Consider the following 18,068-nt stretch of genomic DNA (forward strand, 5'->3'; position numbering starts at 1 on the left):
GCGCTATAACGCACAATGATAAGGTTCCGTCTGTGCGCTATAACGTACAAATAAACCTATCTGTATCGTGCGCTATAACGCACATGATAGCATTGTTCTAAGGAGTAGAAAATGAACGATCTGAGATTTAATTTAAGTCATATTTCAGCTGGAACAATTGCTGTTTTAGTCGGTTACACCTCGTCTGTTATTTTAGTTATTCATGCCTTAACAGAAATGGGGTTAGCCCAGTGGCAGATTAATAGCTGGTTGTTTGCTTTGGGGTTAATTATGGGTATAACCACTATCGGCTATTCTTTTTATTTCAAAGTACCAGTATTAACAGCATGGTCTACTCCCGGTGCTGCTTTTTTGATCACAGCTGTGCAGGGGTACAGCGCGGCAGATGTCATTGGCGCATTTATTGTATGTGGTTTATTGACCTTTATTTCTGGGTTAATTCGTCCACTTGCTTTGGCGTTGCAACGTATCCCATCGCCAATAACTTCAGCGTTATTGTGTGGCGTCATATTGCCTATTTGTTTAAGTGGATTCACGCAAATAGACACTCATCCAATCATGTTTTTGGTGTTGTTTAGTGTGTATATAATCACGAAACGATTTATGGCTCGATATTCGATGTTGCTGACGTTGCTTGCTTCTGTAGGTATTGCGCTGTATTCCAATACCTTAAATACCGCTGCAATCCATATGGCAATGCCAACATTTTATTGGTTAACGCCGAGTTTTCATTTTCAACCGATCATTAATATCGCTATTCCTTTATATCTAATAACTATGCTGTCACAAAATATTGCAGGTTTTGCTGTACTTCAAAACTTTCAATTTAAAGTACCCGTTCGCCCAGTATTTTTAGGAACAGGTTTAGTGAATATGATTGCTGCACCTTGTGGGATCTTCACGTTGAACCTTGCGGCAATCAGTGCCGCTATTTGTATGAATGACGATATTGACGGTAAGCATAGTGATCGCTACAAAGCTGCTATCTGTGCTGGTGGATTTTATATGTTAGTGGGTATTTGGGCATCAATTGTGGTCGCTATTTTCGTATCTTTGCCTGAGGGATTAGCCGATATTCTTGCTGGCTTTGCTTTATTAACCACCTTAATTAACTGCTTGTTTAATGCATTTTCTGCCGATGAATATCGAGAGTCAGCGATACTTACTTTATTGATAACTTTATCAGGTATTCATTTGTTAGGGATCAGTGCGGCTATATGGGGAGTAGGTGTTGGCTTGTGCCATTTCAAGTTAATGCAGAGTAGAAAACCCGTATTCATTGCTGGGCGTTAATGGGTGTATATCCACTTAACCTTAAATACAGCACAGTAAATCATTGCCTATTCAATAATGAATGGGCTGTAAACCACTGTGTTCTTGTTAACCGTCATCGTCATGATTTATTTGCACAATAAATACTTCGTGTAAAAAATAATAAGACACTGCTATTTGTCAGTTTTATGTAATTTATAACCCATTTTTGCTGTTATTGTTTGTTGTTTATCCTCTCTGTTGTTATGGTTGCGGCGAAATATTGTTTAGTGCTCTAAATAAATATTATTAGGTTTACATAACAAGGTAGGATTTTTTGAATACTTCGACGGATAAAGTAAGTAGTAAATACAGTATAGAAACGACGGATTATCAAGTTGGACAAGATAATATTCAGCGCTGGGGTTTTGATATTCACAAACCGGTGTTTGGTATTAGTGCGATATTAATTTTGCTATTTATTGCTGTGATGTTAGTTGTCGATCCTGCGACAGCAAAAACTGCATTAAATAATACGCGAAACGGTATTATGGAGCAGTTTGATAGCTACTTTATGTGGGCTGTTAATACGTTCGCAGTTTTTTGTATATTCTTAATGCTTTCACCACTAGGTAAAATTCGTATCGGTGGTAAAGAGGCAAAGCCTGAGCATTCAACATTGTCATGGAGTTCAATGTTATTTGCAGCAGGTATTGCTAGCGGTATCATGTTTTTTGGCGTTGCAGAGCCAACGGCTTATTTCACTAACTGGTTTGGGACGCCTTTTAATGTAGAGGCTCTGACGCCGGAAGCTAAGCAACTAGCGATGGCGGGTAGTGTGTTCCACTGGGGGATCAGCGCTTGGTCTATTTACGCAGTAGCAGCATTAGCGTTAGCCTTTTTTACTTATAACAAGAACTTGCCGTTATCAATTCGATCTTTGTTGTTCCCTATTTTTGGTGATCGCGCATGGGGTTGGTTAGGCCATGCTGTTGATATTCTTGCTGTTGTTTCTACTTTATTTGGTTTAGTGACCTCTTTAGGATTAGGCGCGCAACAAGCGGCGAGTGGTATTAATTATGTTTTTGGTACTCACGGCGGCTTAGGGTTGCAGTTCGGTATTATTGCCTTTGTTACATCAATCGCGATTTTCTCTGTAATACGAGGCATTGATGGCGGGGTTAAACTTTTAAGTAATATCAATATTGTTATTGCGTTTGGGTTATTAGTTTTAGTAGCAATTTTGGGTTTTGATGTCGTTAAACATTCATTACCAGATACCTTTATGGCTTATGCGAAGAACTTTTTTGCACTAAGCAATCCTATTGGTCGTACTGATGATACATGGCGTCATGGTTGGACTATCTTCTATTGGGCATGGTGGATTTCATATGCGCCATTTGTGGGTATCTTTATCGCTCGAGTATCTAAAGGACGAACAGTAAGACAGTTTATTTTTGCCGTTCTCTTTATTCCAACATTAGTAACGATGACTTGGTTCTCTGTCTTCGGTGGTATTGCGGTAGAGCAAGTAGCGTCAAAAGTAGGAGAGTTGGGATTACATGGCCTACAAGATCTATCTCTTACTTTATTTTATGTATTTGATGCGATGTCAATGAGCCTGTTGTTATCTGTGATTTCGATTGTACTTATTTTAGTATTCTTTGTGACATCATCGGATTCCGCATCGTTAGTTATTGATAGTATAACCGCTGGTGGTAAATTAGATGCGCCAGTACCACAACGTATTTTCTGGGCAACGATTGAAGGTGTTATTGCTGCTATTTTATTATGGGTTGGTGGTGCTCAAGCATTAGAAGCATTGCAGTCTGGAGTGGTGATTACCGCGTTACCGTTTAGCTTTATTCTGGTAATAACGTGCGTGAGCTTATGGAAAGGATTGATGAGTGAGCGACACTTATATACTTAAGCTAGAAGTAAATTAAGCAATTATCCAAAAGTCGGCATTTGTCGGCTTTTTATTTTCTAATCATAAAATTCATCAATAGTGCAGGGTGATCCATCACTGAATTTTAAAATAATTACTTTATTTAGCTTGTCGAGTACTGGCGAAAAGCCGAGCCTTTCTTCAAACTAAAGCCAGTAATAAAGTCGTGAATGAATGGAGTCACTATAATGATTAACTGGATTACTGTTGAGTCTAACGCAATTCGTAAAGTGGGTTATAGCGAAGCAAAAAATGAGCTTTATGTTGATATGGGACAGCGTCAACCTTATTGCGTCTTTTCTGAGGTTTCCAAATATGCTTTTTTTCATTTTGCAGCTGCAGAATCGGTAGAAGATCACTTCGAGAGCCATATTAAATCTGTTTATAGTCAAGTGTCATAGTTTAGTTGCTGTATATAGATGTTCAGTTATTTGCTTGTTTCTTAAGATTTCATTTTTCGAATAAAATACAGTTTGCTTAATAAGCTTGTCAGGCATATTTTAGGATAATAGAGCGTAATTATAATTAATAGAATTACGCTTATTCATCGTAAAGAGAGTAGGCAGTAATGAGCATTGCAGATTTAACCGAAGCATCTTTTTTAAGTGCAAACCGTATAAGCCAACAAGAATGGCAAGCCAGTTCGGTTGATTGGCCGACATTGCATCAAATTGGTCTTAATCATGAAGCCAATATTGAACAATTAAAAGAAACGGCTGAAATGTACGCGCGTATTATTCAGCGTTGTCAGTATGTACATTCCGTTCGCTGGCGGGTAAAAGATCCGCAGCATTTAATGGAAAAGATTGTTCGTAAAACCCAAGCAAATACTCCCACATTTAAACAAAAATATGTCGGTATTAACCCAACTAATTACGACCGTATTGTGACTGATTTAATAGGTGTACGTGCGCTGCATTTATTTAAAGAAGATTGTTTACCGGTTCATGATTATCTCTGCCAAGAATGGAAAAATGCTGAGCCACCAATTTATTACGTCCGTAATGGTGACGATAAGGTCTTTACTGAATTACCGAGTGATGTTGAAGTTAAGATTCATCCTGCGGGATATCGGTCATTACATTATGTCTTTGGTTCACAGCCGTTAAACCATACTGTTTTTACTGAAGTCCAGGTTAGAACAATTTTTGAGGAAGGTTGGACGGAAATAGATCATAAAATCCGTTACCCTAATTTTTCTCATAATGAACAAGTATGTGAATTTTTATTGATGTTTAATCGCTTAGCTGGATCGGCTGATGAGATGGGATCTTTTGTCAAACAACTGGTCAGTGAGCTAGAACAACACCAAAAATCAATTGATGAAATTACGCACAAAAGTGATGTAAACGCCCAAGAAGTAGCAGAGCTGTTTAAATTATTAGAGCAAAATGAATCAAAACAACAAGGCTCTCAAGAACTTATTGATAAGCTACGAGAACAAGTTGAACAGTTACAAACAGAGAAAAATACCTTACAGAAAGTGACAAAGCACCATGTCGTTAATAGGATAGATTTAATGGGTAAAGCGCAATGTAGGGCTGCTGATCTTATGAAATAATCGCATAACTATCCGTTTTTCGGATAGTATCTAGTTTGTTAGCCTTAGAATAATGCTTATAATTCATATATTCCTTTTAGGTATCTGTAAAATATAAAAAAGTTGTACTGAGGTTGTATATGATGAGAACACGTTTTGATCGTATTCGTCATGCTGTTTGTTTTGAAATTATTGGATTAGTGCTTTTAGTTGGTGTGTTGAGTCAATTTGGCTATGATTCTGATCATGTTGGAGCAGTTGGCATTGCGTTTTCATTTTTAGCTACAGGTTGGAACTACATTTATAATAACTGGTTTGATAAGTTAATGGTACGACGCTATAAAACTCTTAAGAAAACATCGTTGCAGCGTGTAGTACATAGTGTAGGTTTTGAAGCTGGATTATTAATTGTCACTATTCCTATTTTATCTTGGGTATTAAAGGTGTCGATTTGGGAAGCATTTATACTGGATATCGGTATGGTTCTTTTCTACTTAATCTATGCTTATGTTTATAACCTGATTTACGATAAGATTTTCCCTGTTCCTGAAGTGGTACATTAATTGGTGTTGCTACAAAAAAGCCCTCAAGTTTACTTGGGGGCTTTTTTATATTACTAACATCGATATTCTTACTGTTTAGCATCTAGCATTGTCCTTACGACAGGGTGCAGTGTTACAAATTGTAAGTTTTAGTTATTAATGACTAACTAGCCAACACAGGGTTTGACTTGATTTGTTATGCTTGTAATGTATCTGGATATAGCGAATTATCCATATATAACATTGCAAGTTGAGGGATCATGTTTCGATATATCCAACGCCGTAGAATAAAAAAAGTTATTAAGATCCTTTCGCCTATCTTATTAAAAGGTTACGGAAGCCGTGATTATTTCACGATTGGACAAGTAGAAGCCAATATAAAGTCACTTTGCAAACGTCAACAACAGATAGCATTCGCTTTGTTTGCTGATCCTAATGCGCTGGATTTAACAAATAATACTGAACTACACCAAATTCGTATCGATATATCTTACGATTTCTTTTTAGCCGATGAATATAACGCTCGTGATGTTCTCAACTTACTTAGTAAAGGTGGATGGAAAGGTGGTCGTATGGATGACGACATGTCGAACCGAATGGGAATGACTAGTCGTTACTAATAATGGTTCTGGTTTAAAAAGTGAGTAATAATTTGATCATAGTTGCTTATTTTACGGCGTATTTTCTTACCATAAATAAAGGGATGTTTGCGAGTTTTGTATCTAGTGGTTTTACATTCTCGCAGTCAGTTCAGAGCGGTGCTAAATTATCCCCGAGATTTAATCCTTAACCCGTTTTTAATTGCCTAGGTACCTAAAGTTATACATAGATGCGGTAATGAGTAGGGTATCTACTTATTTAAGCTCTTCAACTAGCGTGTATTTTACTTGTGCGGGACAGTGGTTTGCCAAAAGGTTATGCTCACTGGATTGGGGATTAACGTAAATCCGTAATAATAGTATGTTTTAGCTTGCTCAAAATCTCTTATCGCATTTTGGATACTTGGATCAAACGCCAACGTTGCAAGTAATGTTGCCGTGGTATCGAAATGATTTTTAATTTCAGATTTCTTGATTTCTCGGATAGAAATTAATTGCTCGATAGCGCGATCATAAATAGCATCTTCGCTGATCTCTGGACTTTTCCACGCAATATACATACCAGAGATAATGACGGAGCATGCGCATAAGAACGATAAGTATAGCGTGATCTTTTTGGCTATTTTTATATGGAAATCATTCCTTTGTAATATAAATTTGCCATTTATAAATTATTCTATATGCCGATAAGCATTTTTTATTATTATATGTAAGGCATTGCATTTGATGGAATGTTGTTGCGATAAAATTCAGATTAAATGAATGAGTATGCTTTTATTGCATCGGGATAGTGTGAATATTCACTTATATAAGAGTGTAATAAATAGTGAATATTTCTAAGATGTTAATAAAATTTAGGCGTTCTGGGTTGTAGGTAAGGCTTCAAAAAGAAATAGGTTCTTTATCTATTGAGCGTAAACGTTATATTCTCTACAATACCGACGTTTTTTATTAACGATAGAATTTTTGATCATGACAGATACTACATCACAACCAGCATTACCAGATCGTCTTTCAGGTAACCCTCGTAGCCCTCACCACGTGGCAGAGTGTTTCAACTATGACATCGGCATTCGTCTTAACGGCAAAGAGCGTTTTGATGTTGATGAGTACTGCATCAGCGAAGGTTGGGTGAAAATTCCTTCACCGAAGGCACTAGATCGCCGTGGTCAGCCAATCTTGATCACACTAAAAGGCACGGTAGAAGCATTCTACAAGTAATAAGTGTTGATTAATGAATCAATGAAAGCCTAGTTTTCGAACTAGGCTTTTTTTTGCGTATAATCTGAGAAAATAAATTCACAGTTGGAAGCCATGTTATTTCGGTCTTGCGACTGAAAAGGTCTTTTCCAATACTGCGTATTCACTGCCGCCTAAGCGTGATAACGGATTTACCTTTAATGCTTCAATTACTAAGCGCTTTTGCTCACTATCGATAACTTCGTCATCAATGTAGATCTGCTTAATTTCAGCGAAGATCAAGCTTTGTGGTGTTTCCCCAACCTCTTTCACTTCATATAGGTGACAACCAAAGGCAATAGGGCAATCTTTTAGCCTTGGCAGTTCAAAGCCATCAAAAGAGGTGAGCTCTAATTGGGTCTGTTCAACCTCAGATTCGCCATACTCTAAGGTAGCAGCGGTTTGAGTGACTTGTTCTGCTAACGCAATATTAGCGATATGTACCACCATCTTTTTATTGGCAATAACGTTACGCGTAGTGTCTTTGATTTCTCCGCTCGGTTTTTTACCCACAGAAAACATCAATAATGGTGGGTTACTAGCAACTGGGGTGAAATAAGAAAAAGGGGCAAGATTGTAGTTGTGCTCACCAGAATCTGTCAGAACCCATGCGATAGGACGAGGGATAATGGTTTGTGTCATTAAATGGTAGATATCAGTGGGAGATTGTGTGGATAGATCAAGGTACATGTGCAAATCCTTCGCGCTGAAAAGTTCTTATCTATTGTACTGCGAATGAAGGTTAACTCAATGTGATCAAGTTAGAATGAATAGACAATAAAAAGCCGACGGAGAAGTCGGCTTTTTACGAAAATTACGCTTTAATTACGTTTTTAAAATGTTTTTTCTTTGTAAATAAGAAATCAACATCAGGCGGGAAATCTTTGTTCGTTTTAGCGTGCTTCATCATATCAAATACTTTGAATTCAGCTAACACGGCAAATTGGTAAGGTTCGAAGCTTTCGCTGTTTGCCTGAAGTGTTGGATCGTAGTATTTACCATCTTTGAAAATAATCGCTTGGTCAACGATGGTGTCTTCATTACAACGATAGCCAAGTACGTAACGCTCACCTTTGCAATAAATCACATTCATATAGCTGTTGTAGAAGGTTTCATTTTCAGTTGCAGTGCAGGTTGCCAGCATTTCTGGATCCATTGCTTCTACTGTCACAAGACGGACTTTTTCAGCAATAAAATTGCGTTCATTGAGTTGTTGGTGAATAGCTTCAAGACTTAGTTGAGTCACATTAAATACCGCGAAATGAATAATGAATAAAAACGGGCAGATTATACGACTGTTAATGATAAATGTCTTCGTTAAAAACAGTATTGGGTACGGATTAATAAAGACAACTGAAAAAGAGACGACGGCAAAACGAACAAAATGCGGCTTTCAGCCCGAATAAATTTTCAAGAAATCTTTACGAATGCAAAGAATGTAAATTTAATGCAAATGGTAATGGTTATCACTTATATTCCTTTTCATCGTTTGGTAGGCACTTTATTACTTACCACATAGTAGCCATGATTTGCTCTTTATATTATTACAAACAATACCTATTCAGCAGTGATAGGTGCTGAGAGTAACTCTGATGTGGCTTCACTTTCAGGTTATATCTTTATTTTGGAGTTAAAGGAATATGTTTTCTAAAAGCCAGCTGACGTTGTTAATTGGTGCGGTACTTTCTGCCCCTGTTGCTTATGCAGAATCAACAGAAGTTGATGAGCACATGGTCGTAACAGGTCGTGATTACGGTTATAAAGCCGATACCAACTCTACAGCGATGCGTATGGAGATGACTCAGCTAGAGACGCCAGGACAAGTTGCAGTAATTGATGAACAACTTATCGATGAACAGCGTGCGAGCACGCTAGGTGAGGTGTTACAGAACGATGCAAGTATTTCAGCTGGTGGAACAGGCCGTAACCGTGAACGTTTCTCTCTACGTGGTTTTGAACTTGGTAGCAGTAGCGGTTTCTTGCGTGATGGTCACCAACATTGGTCTCACTACCGTCAACCTGTTGAGCTTTTAGAGCGTGTTGAAGTAATGAAAGGCCCTGCAGGTCTTCTTTACGGTAAATCTGCACCTGGTGGTTTAGTCAACATGGTTGCTAAGAAACCAACTCACGAAACACAAGTTAACTTTAGCCAAGATGTTGGTTCAAATAATCATACACGTAGTGTGTTAGATGTGAGTGGGTCACTCAATCAAGACGAATCACTTCGTGCTCGCGCTGTTGTTGCAAAAGAAGATTATGATTTATGGCGTAAGTATGGTGATGGTTCAACACCTTCAACCGATCGCTTTGTTGGTGGTCTATTTGTTGATTACGACATAAATGAAGATGTGACATTGTCACTACACTACGATCGCACTAACGATAAAGGAAGTGTAGATTCTGGAGCTTACATTGTTGATGGTAAGCCAGTATTGGGGCGTGACCATGTGTGGGATGCACAGTGGTCAAAAATTAATAATGAAGTAGAAAACTATGGTTTTGATGTTAAAGCGCAACTAACAGATGTTTGGGCATTAAATACAGGTTTTAATTACCAAGACTTTACACGTCACGATGTGGAAAGTTACCCGAACTTTGCAAACTTTGAAGAGTCAGGTTTAGTAAAGCAAGGTGGCAATGATCGCCACGATCATTGGGTATTTAAAACCGCTTACGCTGATTTCGTCGGTGAATTTGATGCACTTGGCATGCAACACCAGTTACTCGTTGGTTCTAACTGGTTAGGCTACAGCTACGATCGTTTCCAACGTTCATTTAATTCTGTAGAAGTAGCACCAAACCAATCTACACCAGTACCTAGTTACAAATCGGGTAAGCCAAAAGAATCTCACTCTTCTTATAATGCTTGGGGTTTCTACGCACAAGATATGGTAACGATTAACGATTACTGGCAAGTACTTGCTGGTGTTCGTTTTGATCGTCAAACACAAGAAGGTAAAGCGGCGGAAGAAGCAGTATCACCTAAAGTGGCTGCGATTTTCCATCCAGCAGAAAACGGTTCAATTTACTTAGCTTACTCTGAAAGCTTTGAGCCGCAAGGTACGGTAACATCAGGCTCTACGAACTATGTGAATGATGGTGAACAACTTGATCCGCTTCGTGGTAAGCAATATGAGCTAGGTACTAAGTGGGAACTACTAGATAATCGTCTGTTTGTATCGGGTGCAGTATTTAACATTACGCAAGAGAACTCGACGATTGATGTTCAAGTAGGTAAAGATCTGTACGAGAAAACTCAAGCGGGTGAGCGTGTTCACAACGGTGCAGAACTTGCGCTGCAGGGTAACGTGACAGATAAGTTAAGCATGAGCGCGTCAGCAATGTACCTTGATGCGGAATACACCAAAGATCAGAAGTACCAAGGTAATCGTCCTGTTGACGTACCAGAATTCGCTGCAAGTGTTTGGTCTACGTACAAGGTAACACCGGCAACCGATGTTAACCTTGGTGTTATTTACGAAGGTTCACGTTTTGGTGATGCTGCGAATACCTTTAAGAAAGACGGCTATACACGTGTTGATTTAGGTATGGCTCACACGTACAAGTACGATGATAATTTAGATATCATTGGTCGTATTAATGTAGAAAACGTATTTGATACTGATTACATGGCTGGTGGCGGTTCAACAAGCAAAGATTATGTTGGCGCAACGGGTGTAACACTTGGTGAAGGTCGTAACTTTATGGCTACGCTTGAGTTTAAATACTAATTTGTAAATATTGTAACTAAGGGGGAGCCATTGCTTCCCCTTGTTGCGATTAAATGCTATTTCACTATTTTTGGTCGTTGTACGATTTAACTTTTTATTATTACTTCACTTTTTTATTTTTTGCGATTCAAGATTACTCATTATTAAGTTTGATTATGAATTTTATTAAAACCAGTTTAGCGGTTGTGATTTTAAGCATCACAACTGGGGTACAGGCATCGAGCCTTGATACAGCACGTTCTATTGAAAACAAAACCAATACGGCTTCAGCATTAAGCCAAGATAAGATTGATCGTAATGCTGATTCGGCTATCGCGATGAAAGCACAAATCGAGCAATTACAAGAAGAGCTTAAAAACCTGACGGTCTATCACGATCACCTTGCGCGTATGGTTGATAATCAAACCCAAGAAATGGCCTCTATTCATGAACAAATAGAGAACATTAAAGAGACGCGCCAAGGTGTTGTACCTTTGATGTACCAAATGATTGATGGTTTATCGACTGTTGTTGAGCAAGATAAGCCTATCAAACATGAACAGCGTTTAGCGCGTATTGAAAAGTTGAAAACGATGATGTCGCAAGCTGATATTAGCGATGCAGAAAAATTCCGTCGTATTCTAGAAGCCTATCAGATTGAAATGGATTACGGCACGAAATTGGGTACGTACCAAGATAAAATTACGTTAGAAGACGGTAAAACAATCGAGGCTGATTTACTGTATCTCGGTCGTATTGCATTTGTCGCTCGTAGCTTAAACGGTAGTCATTACTGGAGTTGGAACAGTAACAAACAGCAGTGGCAGGCACTTGATACAAGTGAAGCTGCAAATATTGATAAAGCGTTTGCAATGGCGAATAAGCAAATTGCACCAAGCCTATTACGTTTACCTATCTCAGCGCCCCTTGCTAACGTGGAGAGCAAATAATGAAATTAAAAGCGTTAGCTATTGCACTCTGTATGGCATCGGTTCCGTTCACAGTATCTGCTGAATCGGTTGTACAGCAAGCGAAACAAGAAAATGTCACACAGCAGCAACATAATGTGCAACGTGAAGCTGAATTTAGTCAAGAAGCACAGAAAATTCGTCAACAACGTGATGCATTATTAGTGCAACGTAATGCGTTAAAAAAACAAACAGAATTACTGAGCCAAAGTTTTAGTACCAATGAAGCAGAACTCGCGAAATTAGAACAGCAACTTCAATTAGATTCTGGCAGCCTTGGTGAGTTATTTGGTGTCGTTCGCCAAACAGCAAAAGAACTAAAAGCCGAGCAAGGTTACGCTGTCACTGGTGTTGATGTGACGAAATATATCCCAGTTGTTGACCAAATCGTTGATGCGAAAGCACTGCCGTCTATGCCACAATTAAAAGGTTTGTGGCAAGCAATGGAATCACAAATCGTTGCAAGCGGTGAGTTGGCAAAGGTGAACGTACCATTTATTAATGGTGATGGTGAGCAAACCACAGAAAAAGCATTGCGTTTAGGCGCATTAGGCCTAGTAGCTGAACAGGGTTATTTAAAGTGGGATGGCCCTCGCCATCTTGCAACGGCTTATCAACAACAACCTGAAAATGGCCCACAACTTTCAGATTTAGCTGCAATAGCGGCGGCAGGTAGTGAAAGTATTGCTCTTGATCCTTCTCGTGGTGTGATATTAGAGCAATTAGCCAATGCACCTACGCTGGAAGATCGTTTAACAGCAGGTGGTGTGGTCGGTAAAATTATTCTACTTCTATTAGCTATTGGTGCGGGTATTGCCATTTTCCGTGGCGTTAAATTAGCGATTATTAATCGTCAAATTAAGCAACAATTAAAAAATCCAACTCAAGCTGGAAATAACCCACTGGGTCGTATTCTTGCTGTGTATAACAAAGAGCAAAATCGTAGCGTAGAAGCGTTAGAATTACGTTTACTTGAAGCGATTGTTGATGAGCAGCAAGGATTAGAAAAAGGCTTATCGATGCTTAAACTGTTTGCGGCTTTAGCGCCAATGTTAGGCTTACTGGGTACGGTGACGGGGATGATTGAAACCTTCCAAGTTATCACGCAGTTTGGTAATGGTGATCCTAAAGTGATGGCGGGTGGTATTTCAATGGCATTGGTAACGACCGTTCTAGGTTTGATTGCCGCGATGCCTTTATTGCTGGCTCATAATGTACTAAGTACACAAGCTGAAAATATTCGATTGATCCTTGAAAAACAAGGGATCAGCTTAGTTGCTCAGCAAGCTGAAAAAAACGAATCTTCTCAGACATCTAACCGTAACGTATTAGCAGAACAGGCAGCATAATGGACTTCAGCGTATTACATGGCTGGTGGTTTTCGCTTTCTCATTTTATGGCGCAAGGTGGCGCCATATTATGGTGGCTTGCTGCGGTTGTTGCGCTATGTTGGCTTTTGGTTATTGAACGCGTGATTTATTTATTCTTCTATTTTCCAAAGCAAAAAGAGCAGTGGTTAACTAGCTGGATGGCTCGTAAAGATCATTCCTCTTGGCATGCATGTGCAATTCGTGATGGCTGGCTTAATGAAGCAAAAATTGCCCTTAATCAGAATTTAAATTTTATCAAAGTATTAGTCGCAATCTGCCCCATGCTAGGTTTACTTGGCACAGTGACGGGGATGATTTCTGTCTTTGATGTAATGGCGACGCAAGGTAGTAGTCAACCTCGTTTAATGGCATCCGGCATTTCTTTAGCAACCTTGCCAACAATGGCAGGGATGGTTGCGGCCTTAGCGGGTATGTTTGTTCACGCACGTTTATCTAAAGCTTGTCAGATGCGTGAGTTTAAATTAGAAAAATTATTAAGGAGTCAGCAATGAGACTCAGCCGCCGTTCTTCAAATCGAGAAGATGCACAAATTGATTTAACATCAATGCTCGATATCGTATTTATTATGCTGATTTTCTTTATTGTAACGAGTTCGTTTGTACGGGAATCAGGCGTAGAAGTTAACCGCCCTCAAGCAAGCCACGTGGTAAGCCAAAAAGACGCAGGGATCTTTGTTGCAATTACTTCAGCAAATGACGTTTATATTGATAAACGTGTTGTTGATGTAGAACGTGTTCAAGCAACATTAGAACATATGCTTACAGAGCAACCTGATGCTTCTTTAGTGATCCAAGCGGATGAGCATGCCTATAACGGCACTGTGGTTAAAGTGATGGATGCAGCAAAAGGAGCTGGGATCAAAAATATCGCATTGGCGGCGGAGAAAAATTAATGATCCGTCTTTTAATGGCTTTTCCATTAGCTATTGCTGTAGCGTTAGGACTTTTTACTTTTATGGCATGGATGGTAGATAACGGTAATCATCAAAAGCCTGATAATAAAGAAGTGCTAGCGTTCAACATGGTAATGATGGAACAAGAGCAAGCACCTCAACGGCGACAGCGTGCGGTGCCACCACCACCTGAAACACCAGAGCCACCGCCAGAAGCAAAGCCGGTATCATCAAGAGCAGCAACCGCAAGTGTTCAACCTGTTGCGTCTACGACAAGCTTAGGGTTGGATACAGCGGTTACAGGCTTATCGATCAAGATGCCGAAATTTAGTGATTTTAGCAGTGCATCGAATGCGGTAGGTGCGCCGACTATCGGTCAGAGTCAGCAAGCTATGCCATTGTATCGTGTTGAGCCAAGGTATCCGCCCCGCGCGCTAAAACAAGGTAAAGAAGGTTACGTTATACTGAAATTCACGATTGATCCTCAAGGCCGACCAATCGATATTGCAGTGCTTGAAGCAAAACCTAATCGTTTATTTAATAAAGAAGCGATACGTGCATTGCGTAAATGGAAGTACCAACCACAAGTGCAAAATGGCAGTGCTGTATCACAGCCTGGTCAGACGGTACGTTTAGAATTTAAGTTGAATAAATGATGAAAAGATTAGCATTTATTATCGCTTTAACCGCTGCAGCGAGTTTGCCTTTATCATCCGCTTACGCGGGAGGTAAATTGTCGCAGTCGATTGCCGTTAAGGTTCAAAAAGCGAATAACTTACAGCTTGATGATAAGGTTAATCAGGCGATTGATTTACTTGTCTCTTTAAAGCCGATAGAGCCTTATGACAAAGCATTTGTTCAGCGTATGTTGGGCGTGTTTTATTGGCAGCAGGGCAATCCATCAAAAGCGATAAGCAATTTATCTAAAGCAGTTAAAAGTGGCTTATTACAAGATGATCAAGCATGGGTTACTCAGCGTATGCTGGCTGATATTTTACTTTCTGAGCAAAAATACAGCCAAGCACTACCACATTACTATCAGCTAACAAAGCATATTCCAAAATCACAAAAGGGCGATGAACTATGGCTGCGTATTGCCCAATCACATTATCAATTGAGCCAGTGGTCAAAAGTCCTTTCTGCAATGAAACGCTACGATGGCTATAAACGTAAAGATGAAATATCGCCGTTGTCGATTAAGTTGGGTGCTCAGTTGCAACTAAAGCATTGGAATGGTGCAACTTCGACATTAAATCGTTTGATTGCGATAGAGCCAAATAAGCTCAATTGGTGGCAGCAATTAGCTAATATACAATTGCAAGCAGGGAAACCTGCAGAAGCATTGAGCACATTAAAATTAGCAAAATATCAAGGTGTTAAGTTAACGCAGCAAGATTTACATCGCCTAGCGCAACTGTATGCTCAGCGTGGTATTCCTGAACGTGCTGCTAAACAAATAGCAGAGCTTGAAGGCGCAACAACTAATACAAGGTTGCTCGTTGAACAAGCTAACTATTGGCAGATGGCAAGAGAGTGGCAAAGTGCTATCAATATTTGGGAAAAAGCAGCCCAGCGTAATAACCGTTATCGTTGGCAACTTGCACAATTGTTGTTGCAGGAAGGGCAATATCAAAAAGCGTTAATTGAGCTTAATAAGGTTAAGCGTAAAGATAAACAGTCTGATGTTGAGTTGGCGAAAGTCCGTGCGTATTACAAGCTAAATAACTTTGATAAAGCGATTATTCATGCCAAACAGGCAAATAATATAAAGCCTTCATCGGCAGCATCGAGCTGGATAAAATATTTATCACAAATGCGTGAAATGGAACAAGCTAGCTAAATATTTTATTTGTATTTAATCCTGAGCTAATCAAAAAAATGAGTGTGTTAACTTAATAATCACTAAGTTAACCACTCATTTTTTTATTCTAGTGCACATGCTTGGTTTAACTAATCACCATATTTGTCGCCATTGCTAGTAATAATGCTGAGAAGATTTTTTTAATGATTGGCACAGGTAAATAGTTTGTTGCCTTAGCGCCTAGCGGAGCGGTAAACCAAGAAGTACAAACAATACCAAATAATGCGGGTAGATAAACAAAACCGGCAAAGCCATCAGTAAGAGAAAGATAGCTAATGCCTGAGCTGACATAACCGATAGAGCCAAAGAGTGCGATAACAATGCCACAAGCAGAAGCACAACCGATAGCTTTCTTCATATCGAGAGAGAAGAAGGTTAACAAAGGCACTAACAGTGCGCCGCCACCAATACCAATCATGGCCGACAATCCGCCGGTAATTGTTGTTAAAAAGGTAAGAACAAAATTATTGGGCATGTTACGTGTTGTTGCTGTCTCTTTTTTTGTACTGCTATAAAACATCTTCAGTGCAATGAGTGCCACACTGACAGCAAATACAATACGAACAACATTACTCGGTAATAGAGCCGCTAAAAACCCACTGATAAGTGCACCTAAGGCAACACCTGTCATTATCCATGGTGCTAGGTTCCATGGCACATTGCCATTTTTGTGGTGAGCGATGGCAGAAGACGTTGAAGTGAATAATATGGATGCTAAGGAAGTAGCAATAGCGACGATAACCACTTGTTCAGGCGGTAAAATGGCGAAATGAAGCAAGATAATACTTAGAATGGGTACTATAACAAGTCCTCCTCCTATACCTAATAATCCTGCCAAAAATCCAACACCACTGCCAAGTAAAGCGCAGTATATTATTAACAATAATTCATTCATTTCTTTGTCTTCTTATATGTGGTTAGCGGTTAACGCATTGAATAAAAATAGATATCCTTTCTATGTGATGAGAACTATAACTTACAAATTTGTAACAACTCAAACGTAACCACTTGAGTTTTTTTCATGTTGATAGTGAAAGAAATACGCTTTTATTGATCGAATACTCTACGTATAAATAAATACAGACAACTCGACAGCTTCTACGAACGTCATCATTTATTTCAGCTAATAGGATATCGGTCGCCATGAATAACGATTTTACATTTACAATAAATAAGACTGGCCTTGATGAAAATTATCATCCCGCTAGCAACACACGTATTACTACCAATTTCGCTAACTTAGCGCGAGGGGAAAGCCGCCAACAGAACTTACGTAACGCATTAAACATGATCAATAACAGCTTTAATGCTTTAGCGAATTGGGATAACCCCGAAGGTGATCGTTATTCTGTTGAGCTTGAAATTGTCTCGGTTGATATCGACATTGAAGGACAGGGGCAAACATTCCCATCGATTGAAGTATTAAAAACCCACATTATTGATAATCAAACTAACCAGCGTATTGAAGGGATTGTCGGTAACAACTTTTCTTCTTATGTGCGTGATTACGATTTCAGCGTACTACTGCAAAACCATAATAAAGGTAAGCCACAGTTTAGTATTCCAGATAACTTTGGCGAGCTGCATGGCAAAATCTTCCAGAGCTTTGTTAACTCTGATGTATATAAAGACAATTTTAAAAAGACACCGGTGATTTGTTTATCTGTATCTGATAACAAAACCTATTTCCGCACCGAAAATCAGCACCCAGTATTGGGCGTGGAATATAAATCCAATGAGTCGTCATTGACCGAGCAGTATTTCCAAAAAATGGGCTTACAGGTACGTTACTTCATGCCTGCAAACAGTGTTGCTCCTTTGGCGTTCTACTTCTTTGGTGATTTATTAAATGATTACACCAACCTTGAGCTGATCAGCACCATTAGCACCATGGAAACCTTCCAAAAGATCTATCGACCAGAAATCTATAATGCAAACGCAGTGGCTGGAAAGTCCTATAAACCCAACTTAAAGTGCCCCGATCATTCACTGACCAAAATCGTGTATGACCGAGAAGAGCGCAGCAGGTTGGCAGGTGAACAAGGCAAATTTGCCGAGCAGCACTTCATTAAACCGTACCAAACCGTGCTTGAGCAATGGTCAGCGAATTTCGTGACTAGCTAACAT

19 protein-coding genes are annotated in these 18,068 nt (G+C 39.3%); 15 read left to right on the forward strand and 4 right to left on the reverse strand.

Annotated elements, in window-relative coordinates:
- The first annotated feature begins 111 nt into the window (after positions 1-111).
- From C9J46_RS12825 to C9J46_RS12850, 6 genes are all read left to right on the forward strand, one after another.
- Positions 112-1,293 (forward strand): benzoate/H(+) symporter BenE family transporter, encoded by a 1,182-nt coding sequence (locus C9J46_RS12825; protein WP_107290994.1) that lies wholly within the window; start codon positions 112-114, stop codon positions 1,291-1,293.
- Positions 1,294-1,588: 295 nt separating this feature from the next.
- Positions 1,589-3,181, forward strand: coding sequence for a BCCT family transporter (locus tag C9J46_RS12830; RefSeq protein ID WP_107261276.1), 1,593 nt, complete (start codon positions 1,589-1,591; stop codon positions 3,179-3,181).
- 206 nt (positions 3,182-3,387) lie between these two features.
- Positions 3,388-3,600: a KTSC domain-containing protein gene (locus C9J46_RS12835; protein WP_107207852.1), complete on the forward strand. Its 213-nt coding sequence runs from the start codon at positions 3,388-3,390 to the stop codon at positions 3,598-3,600.
- A gap of 167 nt (positions 3,601-3,767) precedes the next feature.
- Positions 3,768-4,760: a RelA/SpoT domain-containing protein gene (locus C9J46_RS12840; protein WP_107290995.1), complete on the forward strand. Its 993-nt coding sequence runs from the start codon at positions 3,768-3,770 to the stop codon at positions 4,758-4,760.
- Between the two features lie 122 nt (positions 4,761-4,882).
- The gene (locus C9J46_RS12845) at positions 4,883-5,302 is read left to right on the forward strand and encodes a PACE efflux transporter (protein ID WP_107207935.1); all 420 of its coding nucleotides are present in this window, start codon (positions 4,883-4,885) and stop codon (positions 5,300-5,302) included.
- A gap of 239 nt (positions 5,303-5,541) precedes the next feature.
- Positions 5,542-5,901, forward strand: a complete 360-nt coding sequence (locus C9J46_RS12850; RefSeq protein WP_107290996.1) for a DUF6559 family protein — start codon at positions 5,542-5,544, stop codon at positions 5,899-5,901.
- A gap of 263 nt (positions 5,902-6,164) precedes the next feature.
- Here the strand turns inward: C9J46_RS12850 and C9J46_RS12855 are convergent, their stop codons facing one another.
- Positions 6,165-6,440 (reverse strand): hypothetical protein, encoded by a 276-nt coding sequence (locus C9J46_RS12855; protein ID WP_107247460.1) that lies wholly within the window; start codon positions 6,438-6,440, stop codon positions 6,165-6,167.
- Positions 6,441-6,852: 412 nt separating this feature from the next.
- Between C9J46_RS12855 and C9J46_RS12860 the strand changes: the two genes are divergently transcribed.
- On the forward strand, positions 6,853-7,101 hold the full coding sequence (locus C9J46_RS12860) for a DUF3297 family protein (RefSeq protein ID WP_045082022.1): 249 nt from the start codon (positions 6,853-6,855) through the stop codon (positions 7,099-7,101).
- 96 nt (positions 7,102-7,197) lie between these two features.
- Here the strand turns inward: C9J46_RS12860 and C9J46_RS12865 are convergent, their stop codons facing one another.
- On the reverse strand, positions 7,198-7,809 hold the full coding sequence (locus C9J46_RS12865) for a flavin reductase family protein (protein ID WP_107290997.1): 612 nt from the start codon (positions 7,807-7,809) through the stop codon (positions 7,198-7,200).
- A gap of 124 nt (positions 7,810-7,933) precedes the next feature.
- Positions 7,934-8,365, reverse strand: coding sequence for a hypothetical protein (locus C9J46_RS12870; RefSeq protein WP_105062138.1), 432 nt, complete (start codon positions 8,363-8,365; stop codon positions 7,934-7,936).
- 394 nt (positions 8,366-8,759) lie between these two features.
- Between C9J46_RS12870 and C9J46_RS12875 the strand changes: the two genes are divergently transcribed.
- From C9J46_RS12875 to C9J46_RS12905, 7 genes are all read left to right on the forward strand, one after another.
- Complete coding sequence (locus tag C9J46_RS12875) at positions 8,760-10,850, forward strand: TonB-dependent siderophore receptor (RefSeq protein WP_107290998.1); 2,091 nt, start codon at positions 8,760-8,762, stop codon at positions 10,848-10,850.
- 155 nt (positions 10,851-11,005) lie between these two features.
- The gene (locus tag C9J46_RS12880; RefSeq protein WP_199188106.1) at positions 11,006-11,779 is read left to right on the forward strand and encodes a DUF3450 domain-containing protein; all 774 of its coding nucleotides are present in this window, start codon (positions 11,006-11,008) and stop codon (positions 11,777-11,779) included.
- Positions 11,779-13,146 (forward strand): MotA/TolQ/ExbB proton channel family protein, encoded by a 1,368-nt coding sequence (locus C9J46_RS12885; RefSeq protein WP_107290999.1) that lies wholly within the window; start codon positions 11,779-11,781, stop codon positions 13,144-13,146. The genes C9J46_RS12880 and C9J46_RS12885 overlap by 1 nt, the downstream gene beginning before the upstream one ends.
- The gene (locus C9J46_RS12890) at positions 13,146-13,679 is read left to right on the forward strand and encodes a MotA/TolQ/ExbB proton channel family protein (RefSeq protein ID WP_045082027.1); all 534 of its coding nucleotides are present in this window, start codon (positions 13,146-13,148) and stop codon (positions 13,677-13,679) included. The genes C9J46_RS12885 and C9J46_RS12890 overlap by 1 nt, the downstream gene beginning before the upstream one ends.
- A complete protein-coding gene (locus C9J46_RS12895; protein WP_005365390.1) occupies positions 13,676-14,080 on the forward strand; it encodes a biopolymer transporter ExbD in 405 nt (134 codons plus the stop codon). The genes C9J46_RS12890 and C9J46_RS12895 overlap by 4 nt, the downstream gene beginning before the upstream one ends.
- Entirely contained in the window at positions 14,080-14,736 is a 657-nt protein-coding gene (locus tag C9J46_RS12900; protein WP_107291000.1) for an energy transducer TonB, read from the forward strand. Before C9J46_RS12895 ends, C9J46_RS12900 begins: the two co-directional genes overlap by 1 nt.
- The gene (locus C9J46_RS12905) at positions 14,736-15,920 is read left to right on the forward strand and encodes a hypothetical protein (protein ID WP_107291022.1); all 1,185 of its coding nucleotides are present in this window, start codon (positions 14,736-14,738) and stop codon (positions 15,918-15,920) included. The genes C9J46_RS12900 and C9J46_RS12905 overlap by 1 nt, the downstream gene beginning before the upstream one ends.
- A 106-nt stretch (positions 15,921-16,026) precedes the next feature.
- Here the strand turns inward: C9J46_RS12905 and C9J46_RS12910 are convergent, their stop codons facing one another.
- Entirely contained in the window at positions 16,027-16,836 is an 810-nt protein-coding gene (locus tag C9J46_RS12910) for a sulfite exporter TauE/SafE family protein (protein WP_107247454.1), read from the reverse strand.
- A 248-nt stretch (positions 16,837-17,084) separates the two neighbouring features.
- On the opposite strand from C9J46_RS12910, the gene C9J46_RS12915 reads away from it, so the two are divergent.
- The gene (locus tag C9J46_RS12915; RefSeq protein ID WP_107291001.1) at positions 17,085-18,065 is read left to right on the forward strand and encodes a DUF1852 domain-containing protein; all 981 of its coding nucleotides are present in this window, start codon (positions 17,085-17,087) and stop codon (positions 18,063-18,065) included.
- Positions 18,066-18,068 lie beyond the last annotated feature (3 nt).

Source organism: Photobacterium sp. GB-36 (genome assembly GCF_003026135.1).
Taxonomy (GTDB): domain Bacteria; phylum Pseudomonadota; class Gammaproteobacteria; order Enterobacterales; family Vibrionaceae; genus Photobacterium.